The 14107-nt window shown below is 66.7% G+C and carries 17 protein-coding genes and 1 riboswitch; of the genes, 1 reads left to right on the top strand and 16 read right to left on the bottom strand.

The window, feature by feature from the left end; translation table 11 throughout:
- The 7 genes from trpA to hisI all read right to left on the bottom strand — a co-directional run bounded on the left by trpA (position 1) and on the right by hisI (position 6299).
- A complete protein-coding gene (trpA, locus tag AC5RVY_RS09410) occupies positions 1–828 on the bottom strand; it encodes a tryptophan synthase subunit alpha (protein ID WP_493954444.1) in 828 nt (275 codons plus the stop codon).
- The gene (gene trpB / locus AC5RVY_RS09405; protein ID WP_493954443.1) at positions 825–2153 is read right to left on the bottom strand and encodes a tryptophan synthase subunit beta; all 1329 of its coding nucleotides are present in this window, start codon (positions 2151–2153) and stop codon (positions 825–827) included. The genes trpA and trpB overlap by 4 nt, the downstream gene beginning before the upstream one ends.
- Positions 2154–2273: 120 nt before the next feature.
- Positions 2274–3095 carry an indole-3-glycerol phosphate synthase TrpC gene (gene trpC / locus AC5RVY_RS09400; RefSeq protein WP_493954442.1) on the bottom strand — a complete coding sequence of 274 codons (822 nt, stop codon included), beginning with the start codon at positions 3093–3095 and terminating at the stop codon, positions 2274–2276.
- On the bottom strand, positions 3095–3382 hold the full coding sequence (locus AC5RVY_RS09395) for an HGxxPAAW family protein (protein ID WP_050055433.1): 288 nt from the start codon (positions 3380–3382) through the stop codon (positions 3095–3097). Before AC5RVY_RS09395 ends, trpC begins: the two co-directional genes overlap by 1 nt.
- Positions 3383–3487: 105 nt before the next feature.
- Positions 3488–4150 (bottom strand): Trp biosynthesis-associated membrane protein, encoded by a 663-nt coding sequence (locus tag AC5RVY_RS09390; RefSeq protein WP_493954441.1) that lies wholly within the window; start codon positions 4148–4150, stop codon positions 3488–3490.
- Positions 4150–5712 (bottom strand): anthranilate synthase component I, encoded by a 1563-nt coding sequence (locus tag AC5RVY_RS09385; RefSeq protein ID WP_493954440.1) that lies wholly within the window; start codon positions 5710–5712, stop codon positions 4150–4152. The genes AC5RVY_RS09390 and AC5RVY_RS09385 overlap by 1 nt, the downstream gene beginning before the upstream one ends.
- Positions 5713–5849: 137 nt before the next feature.
- Positions 5850–6299, bottom strand: a complete 450-nt coding sequence (gene hisI, locus AC5RVY_RS09380; RefSeq protein ID WP_493954439.1) for a phosphoribosyl-AMP cyclohydrolase — start codon at positions 6297–6299, stop codon at positions 5850–5852.
- Between the two features lie 112 nt (positions 6300–6411).
- On the opposite strand from hisI, the gene AC5RVY_RS09375 reads away from it, so the two are divergent.
- Entirely contained in the window at positions 6412–7056 is a 645-nt protein-coding gene (locus tag AC5RVY_RS09375; RefSeq protein ID WP_493954700.1) for a TIGR03085 family metal-binding protein, read from the top strand.
- A gap of 13 nt (positions 7057–7069) precedes the next feature.
- Here the strand turns inward: AC5RVY_RS09375 and hisF are convergent, their stop codons facing one another.
- The 9 genes from hisF to rpe form a co-directional block, all read right to left on the bottom strand.
- Positions 7070–7846 (bottom strand): imidazole glycerol phosphate synthase subunit HisF, encoded by a 777-nt coding sequence (hisF, locus tag AC5RVY_RS09370; RefSeq protein WP_493954438.1) that lies wholly within the window; start codon positions 7844–7846, stop codon positions 7070–7072.
- 57 nt (positions 7847–7903) lie between these two features.
- Entirely contained in the window at positions 7904–8764 is an 861-nt protein-coding gene (gene hisG, locus AC5RVY_RS09365; protein WP_493954437.1) for an ATP phosphoribosyltransferase, read from the bottom strand.
- A gap of 90 nt (positions 8765–8854) precedes the next feature.
- Positions 8855–9118, bottom strand: coding sequence for a phosphoribosyl-ATP diphosphatase (locus tag AC5RVY_RS09360; RefSeq protein WP_015936881.1), 264 nt, complete (start codon positions 9116–9118; stop codon positions 8855–8857).
- 101 nt (positions 9119–9219) lie between these two features.
- Entirely contained in the window at positions 9220–9708 is a 489-nt protein-coding gene (gene ribH / locus AC5RVY_RS09355) for a 6,7-dimethyl-8-ribityllumazine synthase (RefSeq protein WP_493954436.1), read from the bottom strand.
- A 33-nt stretch (positions 9709–9741) separates the two neighbouring features.
- Positions 9742–10518: a GTP cyclohydrolase II gene (gene ribA, locus AC5RVY_RS09350; protein WP_493954435.1), complete on the bottom strand. Its 777-nt coding sequence runs from the start codon at positions 10516–10518 to the stop codon at positions 9742–9744.
- Positions 10515–11255 carry a 3,4-dihydroxy-2-butanone-4-phosphate synthase gene (ribB, locus tag AC5RVY_RS09345; protein WP_493954434.1) on the bottom strand — a complete coding sequence of 247 codons (741 nt, stop codon included), beginning with the start codon at positions 11253–11255 and terminating at the stop codon, positions 10515–10517. Before ribB ends, ribA begins: the two co-directional genes overlap by 4 nt.
- A complete protein-coding gene (locus tag AC5RVY_RS09340; protein WP_493954433.1) occupies positions 11252–11896 on the bottom strand; it encodes a riboflavin synthase in 645 nt (214 codons plus the stop codon). The genes ribB and AC5RVY_RS09340 overlap by 4 nt, the downstream gene beginning before the upstream one ends.
- A complete protein-coding gene (gene ribD, locus AC5RVY_RS09335) occupies positions 11896–13011 on the bottom strand; it encodes a bifunctional diaminohydroxyphosphoribosylaminopyrimidine deaminase/5-amino-6-(5-phosphoribosylamino)uracil reductase RibD (RefSeq protein WP_493954432.1) in 1116 nt (371 codons plus the stop codon). Before ribD ends, AC5RVY_RS09340 begins: the two co-directional genes overlap by 1 nt.
- 176 nt (positions 13012–13187) lie before the next feature.
- A riboswitch (FMN riboswitch) is annotated at positions 13188–13338 on the bottom strand.
- 39 nt (positions 13339–13377) lie between these two features.
- Complete coding sequence (rpe, locus tag AC5RVY_RS09330) at positions 13378–14055, bottom strand: ribulose-phosphate 3-epimerase (protein ID WP_493954431.1); 678 nt, start codon at positions 14053–14055, stop codon at positions 13378–13380.
- Between the last annotated feature and the right edge of the window lie 52 nt (positions 14056–14107).

The raw sequence follows: 14107 nt of genomic DNA, 5'->3' as shown, positions 1-14107 counted from the left end.
TCAGGCTTCTTCCCTGGCCAGGCCGGTTTCCCTTGCCAGGCCAGTGCTGAGGTCCTTCGTGAGGGCGGCGACGGCGTCCACGCCACCGTCGCGGATTGCCGCTACCAGCGCAGTACCCACGATCACCCCTTCCGCATAGGCCGCGATTTCGCGGACCTGTTCAGCGTTGGAGACGCCGAGCCCCACGCACACACGCTGGGCACCGGCTGCATGCGCTGCCGCGACAACGTCCTTGGCTGCAGTGCTGACGGAGGTCCGGGCTCCGGTGACGCCCATGATGGATACGGCGTAGACGAAGCCGCGGCTGGCGTTCACGGTGCGCTGCATGCGCTCAGTGGTGGAGGACGGCGCCACCAGGAACACCCGGTCCAGGCCGTACTTGTCCGAGGCTTCCATCCACTCGGAAGCCTCGTCAGGGATGAGGTCCGGGGTGATGAGGCCGGCGCCGCCCGCCTCGGACAGGCGCCGGGAGAACTCGTCCACGCCCATCCGGACTACCGGGTTCCAGTAGGTCATCACCAGGACGGCAGCGTCGGTTTTGCTGGTGATGCCGGCAACCACGTCAAAGACCTGGCGGACGTGGAAGCCGTTGGCCAGGGCCTCGGTGGTGGCGGCCTGGATGACCTGGCCGTCCATCACGGGGTCCGAGTACGGGATACCGATTTCGATGAGGTCGGCGCCGTTCTCGGCCAGGGCGATGCCTGCGGCGATGGTCTCCTCCACGGAGGGGTAACCGGCGGGCAGGTAGCCGATCAGGGCTGCACGTCCTTCGGCGCGGGCCTTGTCAATGGCCGCGGCCGACTTGCTGGTGGTCTGTGCGGTGCTCACAGTTGCTCCCCCTCTTTGCCGATTTCGGATTCGGCGGAATTCTTGTCCAGCAGATCAAACCATTCGGCTGCGGTGGCCACGTCCTTGTCGCCGCGGCCGGAAAGGTTCACGATCACGATCTTGTCCTTTGCCGTCCCGCCGGCGCCCTCAGCATCGGCAGCGAGCCGCTGTCCTACCTTGATGGCCCCGGCGAGGGCGTGGGCGGATTCGATGGCGGGGATGATGCCCTCGGTGCGGCAGAGAAGGCGGAAGGCTTCCATGGCTTCGCTGTCGGTAATGGGTTCGTAGCTGACGCGGCCGATGTCCGAGAGGTAGGAGTGTTCCGGACCAACACCGGGGTAGTCGAGGCCGGCGGAGATGGAGTGGGACTCGATGGTCTGGCCGTCGTCGTCCTGCATGAGGTAGGAGCGGGCGCCGTGCAGGACGCCCGGCTTGCCCAGCGTGATGGTCGCCGCGTGGCGGCCTGTCTCCACGCCGTCGCCGCCTGCTTCGAACCCGTAGATCTTCACCGACGGATCGTCCAGGAAGCCGTGGAAGATGCCGATGGCGTTGGAGCCGCCGCCGATGCAGGCGCAGACGGCGTCCGGCAGCCGGCCTTCCTGGTCCAGGATCTGGGCGCGGGCTTCCTCGCCGATCACTTCGTGGAAGTAGCGGACCATCGCCGGGAACGGGTGGGCGCCGGCGGCTGTGCCCAGGAGGTAGTGGGTGTTGTCAACGTTCGCCACCCAGTCGCGCAGCGCGTCATTGATGGCGTCCTTGAGCGTCTGCGAACCGCTGGTCACCGGGATGACGGTGGCGCCCAGGAGCTCCATCCGGGCCACGTTCAGCGCCTGGCGGCGGCAGTCCTCGGCCCCCATGTACACCACGCACTCCAGGCCCATCAGTGCAGCCGCGGTAGCGCTGGCCACGCCGTGCTGGCCGGCGCCGGTTTCGGCGATGACGCGGGTCTTGCCCATGCGCTTGGCGAGCAGAGCCTGGCCCAGGACGTTGTTGATCTTGTGGGACCCGGTGTGGTTCAGGTCCTCGCGCTTGAGGAAGATGCGGACTCCCCCGGCGTGCTCGGAGAAGCGCTTGGCTTCGGTCAACAGCGAGGGCCGGCCGGAGTAGTTCTTGTTCAGGTCCGCGACCTGGGCCCGGAATTCGGGATCGTCCTTGGCCTTCTCGAACGTTTCTCCAAGCTCGTCCAGGGCCGCAATAAGGGACTCGGGCATCCAGCGCCCACCGTAGCTGCCGAAGTACGGCCCGGGGGCGTGCTTCAGGGAGCCGCCCTGCAGGAATGCTTCCGCGGCGTTGTTGTCAGCGTTGCCTGAGGGTGCGTCGGCCATCAGTCCCGTCCTGTTCCAGTAGATCGTTCAGTAAATGTGGGTTCCGGCGGGTGGACCGGAGCAAACCCGCCAAAGCGGCAAGCCGCCCCCGTCCACGTGGCCGTGTCCAGGGGAGCCGCGTCAGCCGCGGGCAGCGATGGCGGCGGCCCCGGCCGCCGTGAACTCCGCGATCCGTTCGCGCGGCGTGGAGTGGCTCACCAGGGCCTCCCCCACCAGGATCGCGTTGGCGCCGCTGGCGGCGTAGTGCGTCACGTCGTCCACGCCGCGGACGCCGGATTCGGCCACCACGACGGACTCGGCCGGAATCAGGCCCGCAAGGGACGCGAAAACGGAACGGTCGACGTCGAGCGTCTTCAGGTTGCGCACGTTCACTCCGATGATGCGCGCCTGGGCGGCGACCGCCCGCTCGATTTCCTCTTCGGTGTGCGTTTCCACCAGCACGTTCATGCCCAGGTCGCGGCTCAGCGCCGAGAATTCGCTCAGCTGTGCGTCGGAGAGAGCCGCAACGATCAGCAGGATCAGATCGGCGCCGTGGGCCCGGGCCTCCCAGATCTGGTACTCGTCGAGCGTGAAGTCCTTGCGCAGCAGGGGAACGTCCACCGCGGCGCGTACGGCGTCCAGGTCCGCCAGGGATCCGTTGAAGCGGCGCTGTTCGGTGAGGACGCTGATGACGGAGGCACCGCCGTCGGCATACTGCTGCGCGAGGGAAGCGGGATCGCCAATGGCGGCCAAGTCTCCCTTGGAAGGGCTGCGGCGCTTGATTTCCGCGATGACTTTCAGCTCGTCCCGTGATGCGGAGGGGCCGCCGAGCGCTGCCCAGGCGTCGCGGGCGGGTGCTGCGCCCTGGGCCAGGTCCTTCAGTTCAGCCAGGGAAACGAGGCGTTTCCGTGCGTCCATATCCTCCCTGACACCGGCATTGATGTCATCGAGAACAGTTGCCATCAGTGGCCGGAGTTCTTCAGCTTGCTGCCTTCGACGCCGTAGCCTGCCTTGCGCATGATGTAGCCGAGGATCAGGCCGAGGACCATTACGCCGGCACCGGCGATGAAGATGGGGGTGCTGGCGATGACGAAGGCGATTGACGCGATGAGTGCGCCCACCAGCATCACGATGACGCAGGTCCAGGCGGCCGGGCTGTTGCCATGGCCGAGTTCCTGGCTGTGGTCAATGGCGCCGGGGGCAACCGTGCGGGTGCCTGACTTGGAAACGGACGCAGGTGCTTTGCTCATGGAAAATCTCCTCAGGGTGGATACTGCTTACATTCTGCCATTTTTTGGCTGCCTGCCGCGTATCGCCAGTCCGGCACGGCTGGACGGCGACATGCTGTGCACTGTTTACGTGGGATCGTCGCCCCGCGTGAGGCGGTCCCAGCTGTCAATTTCGTCAACCGGCCCTGATATGGCGGCGGCGCCGCCAACAGCGGGCGCGTCATACTTGGTCCGGTTTTTCCAGTGCCGGCCGGCCGGAATGATCAGCAGGGCGGCAAGGGCAAGCAGGCAGCCCGCGACGACGGCGAGGACCGGGAAGGCAGTAACGGCCACGTGCGCCTCGCTGCCCGTGATGCCTGTAGCGGCTGCGATGGAGCCTTGCGCTGCCGCCAGCGGATCAGCCAGGACTGTGGCCGCAGCGGCCACAATTCCTGCCGACGCCAGGACGATGATGGCCGTGATGATCCACCGGGCGATCCTGCCGGCGATGGCAGCCGCCAGGCCGCCGGCGAGAGCCACGAGCGCCAGCGCGGTGACGGCGGTGGCGGCTTTGCTGCCCTGGACCTCCAGTGCCGTTTGGCCGGCACCGGCCTGGCCCACCTGGTTTGGATCGAGGGTGACAGTCATCCAGGTCTGCGTGGTGGTGCCGAACACCGCCAGCGCCAGGACGGCGACCAGCAGCACCAGCGTGGACTTTCGCGCCCAGGCCGGCGCCGCCGGACGTTTTCTTGAAGCCGCGTCCGGCTCGGCTGGGGGCCCGGCCCTGCCCGGGACAACGGGACCGGACATCAGGAGTCCGTCCTGCCCGGCAGCGATTCCGCAGAGATGTTCTGCAGGGAGCCTGCGGTGTGGACTGCACGAAGCGGTGCGGCGGCTTTGTTCACGGTTTCGAGTGCTTCGGTGGGGTTCACGGAATCAGCCACGATGCCGCCGCCGGCCTGGACGTACGCCCGGCCTTCGCGCAGCAGTGCCGAGCGGATGGCGATCGCCATGTCCATGTCCCCGGCGAAGTCGAGGTATCCCACCACGCCGCCGTAGATGCCCCGGCGGTGCGGTTCCAGTTCGTCCAGGAGCCGCAGGGCGCGCGGTTTCGGGGCGCCGGACAGGGTGCCTGCCGGGAAGGTGGCCTTCAGGACGTCGTAGGCTTTGGCCCGCGGCGAGAGCCGGCCCACCACGGTGGACACCAGGTGCATGATGTGGCTGAAGCGCTCCACTTCCATGAACTGCGTGACATCCACCGTTCCGGCGACGCACACCTTGGAGAGGTCGTTGCGGGACAGATCCACCAGCATCAGGTGTTCGGCGCGTTCCTTCTGGTCCGCGAGCAGCTCCTCGGCCAGGGCCTTGTCCGCTTCCACCGTTTTGCCGCGGGGCCGGGATCCGGCAATGGGGTGGGTGATGACCTCTTCGCCGGTCACTGTGACCAGGGCTTCCGGAGAGGACCCCACAATCGAGTATTCCCGGCCCTCGGCGTCCTCGAGGCTGAAGATGTACATGTAGGGGCTCGGGTTGGTGTTGCGCAGGACCCGGTAGACGTCCAGGGCGGAAGCCTTGCACTCCATTTCGAAGCGGCGGGAAATGACCACCTGGAACACTTCGCCGTCAACGATGGCTTCCTTGCCGCGGTCCAGTGCTGCCAGGTATTCGGCTTCGTCCCAGCGTTCCTGGACGCTCGAGGCGAAGTCGAGCGCGGCGGGAGCCAGCACCGAAACCGGCTGGGCCACGGGGGTGCTGACTTGGCTGAGCAGCGCCTTAACCCGGGCCACGGCGTCGTGCCAGGCTTCGTCCACCCGTTCGGAGCTGTCATCGAAGTTGATGGCGTTGGCGATCAGCAGGACGGTGCCGTCCACGTTGTCGTGGACGGCCATGTCCGTAACGAGGTTCAACGCCATTTCCGGCAGCTGCAGGTCATCTTCGGGCGGGCTCACCAGGCGTTCCCAGTGCCGCACCGTTTCCCAGCCGAGGAAACCGACCAGGCCGGAGGTGAAGGGCGGCAGGCCATCGAACCTGTCGGTGCGCAGGGCTTCGATGGTGTCGCGGATGGCGTCCACCGGGCTTCCGCCCACCGGCACTCCCACCGGGGGCTCTCCCAGCCAGTGGGCATTGCCGTCCTTGGTGGTCAGGGTTGCGCGGGACCGGGCGCCGATGAATGAGTAGCGCGACCATGCCCCGCCCACTGCTGCCGACTCCATCAGGAACGTCCCGGGCTGCCCCTGGGCGAGCTTCCGGTACAGGCCAATCGGCGTTTCGGCGTCGGCGAGTACTTTGAGCCGGACGGGGATGACGCGGCTGTGGCCGGCCAGTTCCCGGAACTCCTCGAGGCTTGGGCTGATGGTTCCAAGGTCCTGCATGGCTATGCTGTTCCGCCTGTTCTCGTCGGGGCCGGTTTTGGTTCTGGTGGCGCTGGTACGTCTATGACTGCGCTGGTGCCTGGTGGAAGTGCTTGCAGGGTGGCCGCTCCCCTGCTGACCGGAGTGTTAGAAGAACGTCACACTGCCTGGCCGGTGGTGACGGCCAGCTCCCTGCCGTCGAAGCAGGTGCGGGTGCCCGTATGGCACGCGGCGCCCACCTGGTCCACGCGCACCAGCAGGGCGTCGCCGTCGCAGTCCATGGCAACGGACTTGACCCACTGCACATGCCCGGACGTGTCTCCCTTGCGCCAGTACTCCTGGCGTGAGCGTGAATAGAAAGTGACGCGCCCGGTAGTCATGGTGCGGTGCAGCGCTTCGTCATCCATCCAGCCCAGCATCAGCACCTCGTTGGTGTCGAACTGCTGGACGACGGCGGCCACCAGCCCTGCGCTGTCGCGCTTGAGCGCGGCGGCCAGATCGGATGAAAGCGGACCGGCTGCAGGTGCAGGACTTCCTACCGGGCCAGGCAAGGGTGTTGCGGGCACGGCGGAAGCGGCGGTAGGGACGGGGGCGGGCTGCTCAGACATCAGGTCAAGTCTAGTGCCTTTGACATGCCCGGAACCGTGTGTGAACAACGGCACGCCAGCACCGGCGGCCACGCTGCCCAACTGCTCCGCTGTCGTGCTAGTTTTCCAAGTGATGCATTTCGTCGACCCGTCCCGAGAAGTCCTGGCCGAAACCCTCCTTGCGGCCGGTCCTGACGCGCCCACGCTCTGCAGGGGCTGGCGCACCAGGGATCTTGCCGCCCACCTCTACCTGCGTGAGCGCAAAGCCGCTGTGGGGCTCGGGCTGATCATCAAACGCCTGGCCAAGGCTTCGGACCGGGCAACTGCCAAGCTGGCGGCAAAGCTGACCACGCCCGAGGCCTACACGGGACTTGTGAACACGTTCCGGGCCGGGCCGCCGGCGCTGTCCCCCATGAAGATCAAGGCACTGGACGAAAGCTCCAACCTCATTGAGTACTTTGTGCACACCGAGGATGTCCGCCGTGCGGTGGACCGCTGGGCGCCCCGGGCGTTGGACGAGGCCTACTCGGAAGCGCTGTGGGATGAGCTGGTGAAGCGTGCCGCCATCCTTTACCGCGGGGTGGACCTCGGCATCGTGCTGGTGCGGCCGTCCGGGCCCCGGCACGTGGCCAAGCGCGCCCCTGTTTCCGTGGCCATCGTGGGCGAGCCCGGTGAGCTGCTGATGCACGCCCACGGCCGCACCCGCCACGCCCTGGTTACCTTTGAAGGCCAGCCGGACGCCGTCGCGCTCCTGCAGTCTGCCGAAGTGGGCCTCTAACAACCATCTGCGGTCAGCGGACTTCGAAGCCTGCTTCACGGATGGCTTTTTTGACCTGGGACATCATGTCGTCCGGGCCCCAGTGGAAGATGGATGCGGCCAGGACGGCATCGGCTCCTGCGGCGACGGCGGGCGGAAAGTGTGCCGGCTCCCCTGCCCCGCCGGAGGCGATGATCGGCACCTTGACGGCCGCGCGGACCAGTTTGATGAGTTCGAGGTCGAACCCGTCCTTGGTGCCGTCGGCGTCGATGGAATTGAGCAGGATCTCCCCCACGCCGCGGTCCGCGGCTTCCCTGGCCCAGGCGATGGCGTCGATCCCGGTGCCGGTGCGTCCGCCGTGGGTGGTCACTTCAAATCCCGACGGCGTGGGCTGGGACCCGGGGCGGGTGCGGCGCGCGTCGACCGACAGGACGAGGACCTGGGACCCGAAGTGCCGGGTGATCTCGTCGATGACGTCGGGCCGGGCCACGGCTGCGGTGTTGATGGAGGCCTTGTCTGCGCCGTAGCGGAGGAGCTTGTCCACCTCTGCCACACCGCGCACGCCGCCGCCGACGCAGAGCGGGATGAAGACTTCCTCGGCCGTGCGCCGGACCACGTCGAAGGTGGTCTCGCGGTTGCCTGACGAGGCCGTGACGTCAAGGAAGGTCAGCTCGTCGGCGCCGGCGTTGTCGTACCGGTGGGCAAGTTCCACCGGGTCCCCGGCGTCGCGGAGGCCCTCGAAGTTAACGCCTTTGACGACGCGCCCGGCGTCCACGTCAAGGCAAGGAATGACGCGTACGGCTACTGCCATGGAAAACTCCTGGGAATTCTGTGGTGGATGGCGCTGCGTTGGATCCGCTGGACGGAATCAGATGCGGCAGGCGTGGATGCTGCTGACCAGGATGGCGCGGGCCCCGAGGTCGTACAGCTCATCCATGATCCGGTTGGTTTCCCGCTTGGGCACCATGGAGCGGACGGCAACCCACTCCGAATCTCGGAGCGGCGAGACCGTGGGCGATTCCAGGCCGGGCGTCAGGGAGGCGGCCTGCTCCACCAGTTCCTTGCGGATGTCGTAGTCCATCAGGACGTACTGGCGCGCCACGAGAACTCCCTGCAGGCGGCGGATCAGCACGTCAATCTCCTTGGCCGTGCCGTTCGCGGCACCGCCCGCGCCGGTGCGCCGGATCAGGACGGCCTCGGACTTGAGGATGGGTTCGCCGAAGATCTCCATTCCGGCGGCCTTGAGCGTATTGCCGGTTTCAACGACGTCGGCGATTGCGTCGGCGACGCCCAGCCGGACTGAGGATTCCACAGCGCCGTCCAGGCGGACCACTTTGGCGTTGACGCCGCGCTCGGCGAGGTAGCCGCGGAGCAGCCCGTCATAGCTCGTGGCCAGGCGCTTGCCCTCCAGCTCTTCAACCTTGCCGAAATCGCCCACCGGTCCGGCGAAGCGGAACGTCGAGGCGGCGAATCCCAGCGGGAGCAGCTCCTCAGCCTCCACCTCGGCGTCCAGCAGGAGGTCGCGTCCGGTGATGCCGACGTCGAGCGTTCCCTGGCCCACGTAGACGGCGATGTCGCGGGGGCGGAGGAAGAAGAACTCGATGTCGTTATCCGGGTCCACCATCACCAGTTCGCGCGTATCGCGGCGCTGGCGGTAACCGGCTTCGGAGAGCATCGCGGAGGCGGCTTCGGACAGGGAACCTTTGTTGGGGACGGCTACTCGCAGCATGGGGAATCTTTCTGAGTGTGGAAATGTCTGGTGTTCAAGCAATGCAGGCCACGGAAGGCACCGGCGGCATAAAGCGCGCCGGACCGGTGGCTACAGATGCTTGTAGACGTCTTCCAGGGTCAGGCCTTTGGCGAGCATCAGAACCTGCAGGTGGTACAGCAGCTGGGAGATTTCCTCGGCCGCCGCTTCATCGGATTCATATTCGGCAGCCATCCATACTTCGGCTGCTTCTTCAACAACTTTCTTGCCGATGCCGTGGACACCGGAGTCCAATTCAGCGACGGTGCGGGAGCCTTCCGGGCGGGTGGCTGCCTTCTCGCTGAGCTCAGCGAACAGCGTCTCGAAATTCTTCACGCCCTCCAGCCTACTTGCTGCGGCCCGAAGGGCGCCTGTCGGGCCGTAGCATGACGGACGCGATGTGAGTGAACACACACGCGTCCGCCACCGGCAGCATGCTAGCTGCGGTACTGCTTCAGCACGACGGCGGTGGCCAGGGCCGCCGTCACGGCCTCGTGGCCTTTGTCTTCCTTCGAGCCGGGGAGCCCTGCGCGGTCCAGGCCCTGCTGCTCCGTGTCGCAGGTCAGGACGCCAAATCCCACGGGGACGCCGGTGCGTACGCTCACGTCGGTGAGTCCCGACGTCGCCGCCTGGCAGACGTAGTCAAAGTGCGGCGTGCCGCCGCGGATGACGACGCCGAGGGCCACCACCGCGTCAAAGTGCGGGGCGAGCCTCGCGGCTGCCACGGGCAGCTCAAAGCTGCCGGGAACCCGCAGGACCGTGGGCTCGGCGATACCGGCGTCCTTGGCCGCGCGCAAGGCACCGTCCAGGAGGCCGTCCATGATCTGGGTGTGCCAGCTGGCCGCCACGATCGCCAGCTTCAGCTGGGACGTTTCGGCCGGGTTGAGGGTGGTGAGGTCGATGTCGGGGGCGCCGTGTCCGCTCATAAGTCAGTACTGTTCCGTTCGTTGGTTGGTTCGTCAGTCTTGTTCGTGCTCAAAGGACGTGGCGGGGGTGGTGACAGGCACCGCGCCGCCCACATGGGAGTCCAGCACCAGGCGGTGCTCCATGCGGTCCTTCTTGGTCTGCAGGTACCGGATGTTCTGGTCGCGCGAGGGCACCTCGGTGGGAACCATTTCGACCACCTTGACGCCGGCTTTCGCAAGCCTGTTCTGCTTGTCCGGGTTGTTGCTCAGGAGCCGCACTTCATGCAGGCCCATTTCGGCCAGCACCTGGGCCGCTGCCTTGTAGCAGCGGGCGTCCACGGGGAGGCCGAGCTGTTCGTTGGCCTCGACAGTATCGAAACCGGCCTCCTGCAGCGCGTAGGCCTTGATCTTGTTGGCCAGGCCGATGCCCCGGCCTTCCTGCCCGCGCAGGTACAGCAACGTGCCGCCGTGCTCCCGGATCATTTCCAGGGCGTAGGCGAGCTGCTCACCGCAGTCGCAGCGGTAGGACCCAAAAACATCGCCGGTGAGGCACTCGGAGTGCAGCCGGACCAGGGGTGCCTGACCGTCCTTGGGCGGGTTCGGGGAGCTGACCGCCAGGTGCTCGGCGCCGGTGACCAGATCGGTCCAGGCCTGGGCCACAAAATCGCCGAAGGCGGTGGGGAGTTGCACGATGGGCCCGCCGCTGACGGGATGGGGTACCTTGCCGTTGCCTGATTCGGGGTGGTGTTGGCCATGGGCCGATTCGAATCTGTGGTGGCCGTTGCCTGCATCAGGTACGTGGCCGTTGCCCGAAGCTCCGGAAGCCGTCATCGTGTCTCCTCTTCTGCGCCCGGGCGTCCTGCCCGAGTGTTACCGTCCGCCGATGTGCCCGCCGCGTCGAGGTAGGCCACCAGGTCCTTAATCGAGATCAGGTGGCATCCGTGCTCAACAGCGAAGGCACGGAGCCCGTCCAGCCGCATCATTTCGCCGTCGTCGTAAACAACTTCGGCAATGACAGCCACAGGTTCCAGGCCGGCCAGGCGGCACAGGTCCACTGCGGCCTCTGTGTGGCCGGGACGTTCCCGCACACCACCGTCAACTGCGCGCAACGGGAATATATGCCCGGGGCGTGTTACGGATGCGGGCGCGGACTGCGGATCCGCGAGCACCCTTGCCGTGAGGGCGCGGTCCGTGGCGGAAATGCCGGTGCTGACGCCGAGGGCAGCGTCACAGGAAACGGTGTACGCCGTACCCTTCGCGTCCTGGTTGACTTCCACCATGGGTGGCAGCGACAGGGCGTCAGCGCGTTCACCGGACAGCGGGACGCAGATCACGCCGGAGCTGTACCGGATGGTCCAGCCCATCAGCGCCGGTGTGGCGAACTGGGCGGCGAAAATGATATCGCCCTCGTTTTCCCGGTCCTCGTTGTCGACGGCCAGCACAGGCTTGCCGGCGGCGATGGCCCGCACTGCTTCCTGGATGCTGCTCAACTGCACGACGGCGTCTTCCGGGGGACGGGGACCGGCAGAGGCTGCCACACCGGGTTCCACGCGGACTGCGGCGCTCATCGTGTTCCTCCTTCAACAGCGGCGGGCGCTGCCGTGCTGAATGCCAACAGGCGTTCGGTGTACTTGGCCAGGACGTCGACTTCCAGGTTCACGCGGCTTCCGGTGACCTTGGTGCCAAGGCCTGTTTCGGCCAGCGTTGTGGGGATCAGGCCCACTTCGAACCAGGGCTCCGGCTCAGCCGCGGGGCTGACGGCGGTCACGGTGAGCGACACTCCATCGATGGCGATTGAGCCCTTTTCAGCGATGTAGCGGGCCAGGTTGGCGGGGACGCCGAAGCGCAGCCGTTCCCAGTTGCCCAATGGCTCGCGCTCCAACAGGGCACCTACGCCGTCCACGTGGCCCTGCACCACGTGTCCGTCCAGGCGTCCTCCCGCGGGAACGCAGCGTTCAAGGTTGACCGGGTCGCCCGGCGCGAGTTCGCCGATGGTGCTGCGGACCAGGGTCTCCCCCATGACGTCCACGCTGAATTCCTTACCGTCTATGCGGGTGGCAGTCAGGCAGACGCCGTTGACGGCGATGGATCCGCCCAGGGCAAGCCCCTCGGTGGTGCCCGGCGCGCGGAGCCTGAGGGTGGCGCTGGCGTCGCCGGCCTTTTCCACGGACAGGACCTGCCCCTGCTCGGCAATAATTCCGGTAAACATCAGTAGCCTCCCTGGGCTTGCTCCGCGTTGTCGCGGGACGGTTGTGGGTCGAGGGCAACAGTGCGTTGCGGTCGGAGGTGGAGTCTTAGGTCACGCCCCAGCGTCCGGACGGCGCCGCCGTCGGACTGGTCCCATTCCCAGTGCTGTGCGTCAGCCAGGGTGGTGATCCCCAGGCCGGTGAGGGCAGGAGTGCCGGAACCCAGCAGCGTGGGAGCCAAATAAACAATGAGTTCGTCCACCAGCCCGGCGGCGAGGAATGCACTGAGAACCCGGGATCCTCCCTCGACCATCAGGTGGCGGATTCCGCTCCCGTAGAGGCTGGACAGGGCTTCACGCGGCTCGCGGGTGGGCAGATGCACCACCAGCCCATCGCTTCCGTGGATGGCGGCGTCGACCGGGATGTCGCGCAACCCCATGACCGCGCGCACGGGTTGCTTCGCGACAGGGCTGCCTGCGGTATCCCTCGCGGTAAGGCGAGGGTTGTCCACCAGTACGGTCTGGGTGCCAACGAGAATGGCATCGATGCGTGCCCGAATGGCGTGGTTGTCCGCCAGGGATTCCGGACTGGAGATCCACTGGCTGGTGCCGTCCTCCGCAGCGATGCGGCTGTCCAGCGTCTGGGCGATGTGAAGGGTGACGAACGGGCGCTTCGCGGCCACCGCTTCAAACCATTGGCGGTTCAGGTCCAGCGCTTCGCCGGCTCCCAGTCCGCTGCGGACACGGACGCCCGCGTGGCGAAGGGTGGCAGCGCCGCCCGCCGCGGGATCGTGGGGATCGTCCACCGCGTAGACGACGTCCGTGATGCCGGCGTCGATGATCGCCTGGGCGCAGGGGCCGGTGCGGCCGATGTGGTTGCAGGGCTCCAGGGTGACCAGCATGGTGCAGCCGGAAAGATCCACCCCGGCGGCCGCCGCCTGTTCAATGGCATCCACCTCGGCATGGGCTGTGCCCGCACCGCGATGGAATCCGGTGACGAGCTCGCGTCCTTCAGGATTGACGACGACGGCACCCACCAGGGGATTGGCACCGCGGGGGCCGGTGAGGGCCGCCCTCAGGGCGGTTTCCATGGCGGTGGTTTCAGCAGCCGTAAAGGCTGTCACCACTCCGGCCGTCATGCGGCGGCCTCGGTGGTTGAGCCGGCGGACAGGCCGGCAGCAGGAATAGTGGCCTCAAAGAGCCATCGCAAACGGTTCATGATGCTTGTGTCGTTCCTTCCCTCTCGAACCGCGATGGCTCCGGGGGTTTACGACAGCAGAACGCCGCGGCATCGAAAGACGTCGCAGAAACAGCTGTACGTGCTTCTCTCATCCAGACTTTAACTGTCGGTACCGGAATTTCACCGGTTCAACCGTCTGCCGGTGTCCTCCCGAAGGAAACCACCGGCTCGCGGGTCGCGGACTGTCACCGCCGGTTCGGACTTACACCGACCCCGGAGCACGTATGTGTGTTGCTATTCTGCCATAACGCGGGCGGGCTCCCCGCTATTCCGCCGTGGAACGTAACGTTTCGCTCCCCGCCTGGCGCAACCGGTCAATGGCGGCAGCGGGGTCATCGGCACCGTACACGGCCGAGCCGGCAACGAAGACATTTGCGCCGGCCTCTGCCGCCCGGGCGATGGTGTCCTCGGTGATGCCGCCGTCCACCTGGATGGCCACACCGATGCCCGAACCGTCAATGGCTTTCCTGGCGCGCCGGATCTTCGGCAGGGTCATGTCCAGGAACGCCTGCCCGCCAAAGCCCGGCTCCACCGTCATGATCAGCAGCATGTCCAGCTCGGGGAGCATATCCAGATACGGCTCCACGGGTGTTCCCGGGCGGAGCGCCATGCCTGCCTTCGCTCCCCTGGCCCGCAACTCACGGGCCAGCTTGATGGGCGCGATGGCGGCCTCGGCGTGGAAGGTAACAGACGCAAGGCCGGCGTCCGCGAAGCCGGGCGCCCAGCGGTCGGCGTCGGAAATCATCAGGTGCGCGTCGAGGGGAACCGGGCTCACCGCCTGGATACGCTGCACTACCGGCAGCCCGAGGGTGAGGTTCGGCACAAAGTGGTTGTCCATCACGTCCACGTGCACTGCGTCCGCATTGCTGATGCGCTTCAGCTCAGCCTCCAGGTTGACGAAGTCGGCAGAGAGGATGCTCGGGTTGATGCAGCATTGCGTCACGGGGGTACCTTTCACGGGGCAGGGCTTTAGGAATCAGTACTTGTGCAGGTCA

Source organism: Arthrobacter sp. Ha26, from assembly GCF_059091705.1.
The sequence above is the reverse complement of the archived record's forward strand: the minus strand, read 5'-3'. Positions and strand labels throughout refer to the sequence as shown.

Coding starts and splice junctions, on each gene's coding strand:
- trpB (WP_493954443.1), bottom strand. CDS start 2,153: ATGGCCGACGCACCCTCAGGCAACGCTGACAACAACGCCGCGGAAGCA.
- trpC (WP_493954442.1), bottom strand. CDS start 3,095: ATGGCAACTGTTCTCGATGACATCAATGCCGGTGTCAGGGAGGATATG.
- AC5RVY_RS09395 (WP_050055433.1), bottom strand. CDS start 3,382: ATGAGCAAAGCACCTGCGTCCGTTTCCAAGTCAGGCACCCGCACGGTT.
- AC5RVY_RS09390 (WP_493954441.1), bottom strand. CDS start 4,150: ATGTCCGGTCCCGTTGTCCCGGGCAGGGCCGGGCCCCCAGCCGAGCCG.
- AC5RVY_RS09385 (WP_493954440.1), bottom strand. CDS start 5,712: ATGCAGGACCTTGGAACCATCAGCCCAAGCCTCGAGGAGTTCCGGGAA.
- hisI (WP_493954439.1), bottom strand. CDS start 6,299: ATGTCTGAGCAGCCCGCCCCCGTCCCTACCGCCGCTTCCGCCGTGCCC.
- AC5RVY_RS09375 (WP_493954700.1), top strand. CDS start 6,412: ATGCATTTCGTCGACCCGTCCCGAGAAGTCCTGGCCGAAACCCTCCTT.
- hisF (WP_493954438.1), bottom strand. CDS start 7,846: ATGGCAGTAGCCGTACGCGTCATTCCTTGCCTTGACGTGGACGCCGGG.
- hisG (WP_493954437.1), bottom strand. CDS start 8,764: ATGCTGCGAGTAGCCGTCCCCAACAAAGGTTCCCTGTCCGAAGCCGCC.
- ribH (WP_493954436.1), bottom strand. CDS start 9,708: ATGAGCGGACACGGCGCCCCCGACATCGACCTCACCACCCTCAACCCG.
- ribA (WP_493954435.1), bottom strand. CDS start 10,518: ATGACGGCTTCCGGAGCTTCGGGCAACGGCCACGTACCTGATGCAGGC.
- ribB (WP_493954434.1), bottom strand. CDS start 11,255: ATGAGCGCCGCAGTCCGCGTGGAACCCGGTGTGGCAGCCTCTGCCGGT.
- AC5RVY_RS09340 (WP_493954433.1), bottom strand. CDS start 11,896: ATGTTTACCGGAATTATTGCCGAGCAGGGGCAGGTCCTGTCCGTGGAA.
- ribD (WP_493954432.1), bottom strand. CDS start 13,011: ATGACGGCCGGAGTGGTGACAGCCTTTACGGCTGCTGAAACCACCGCC.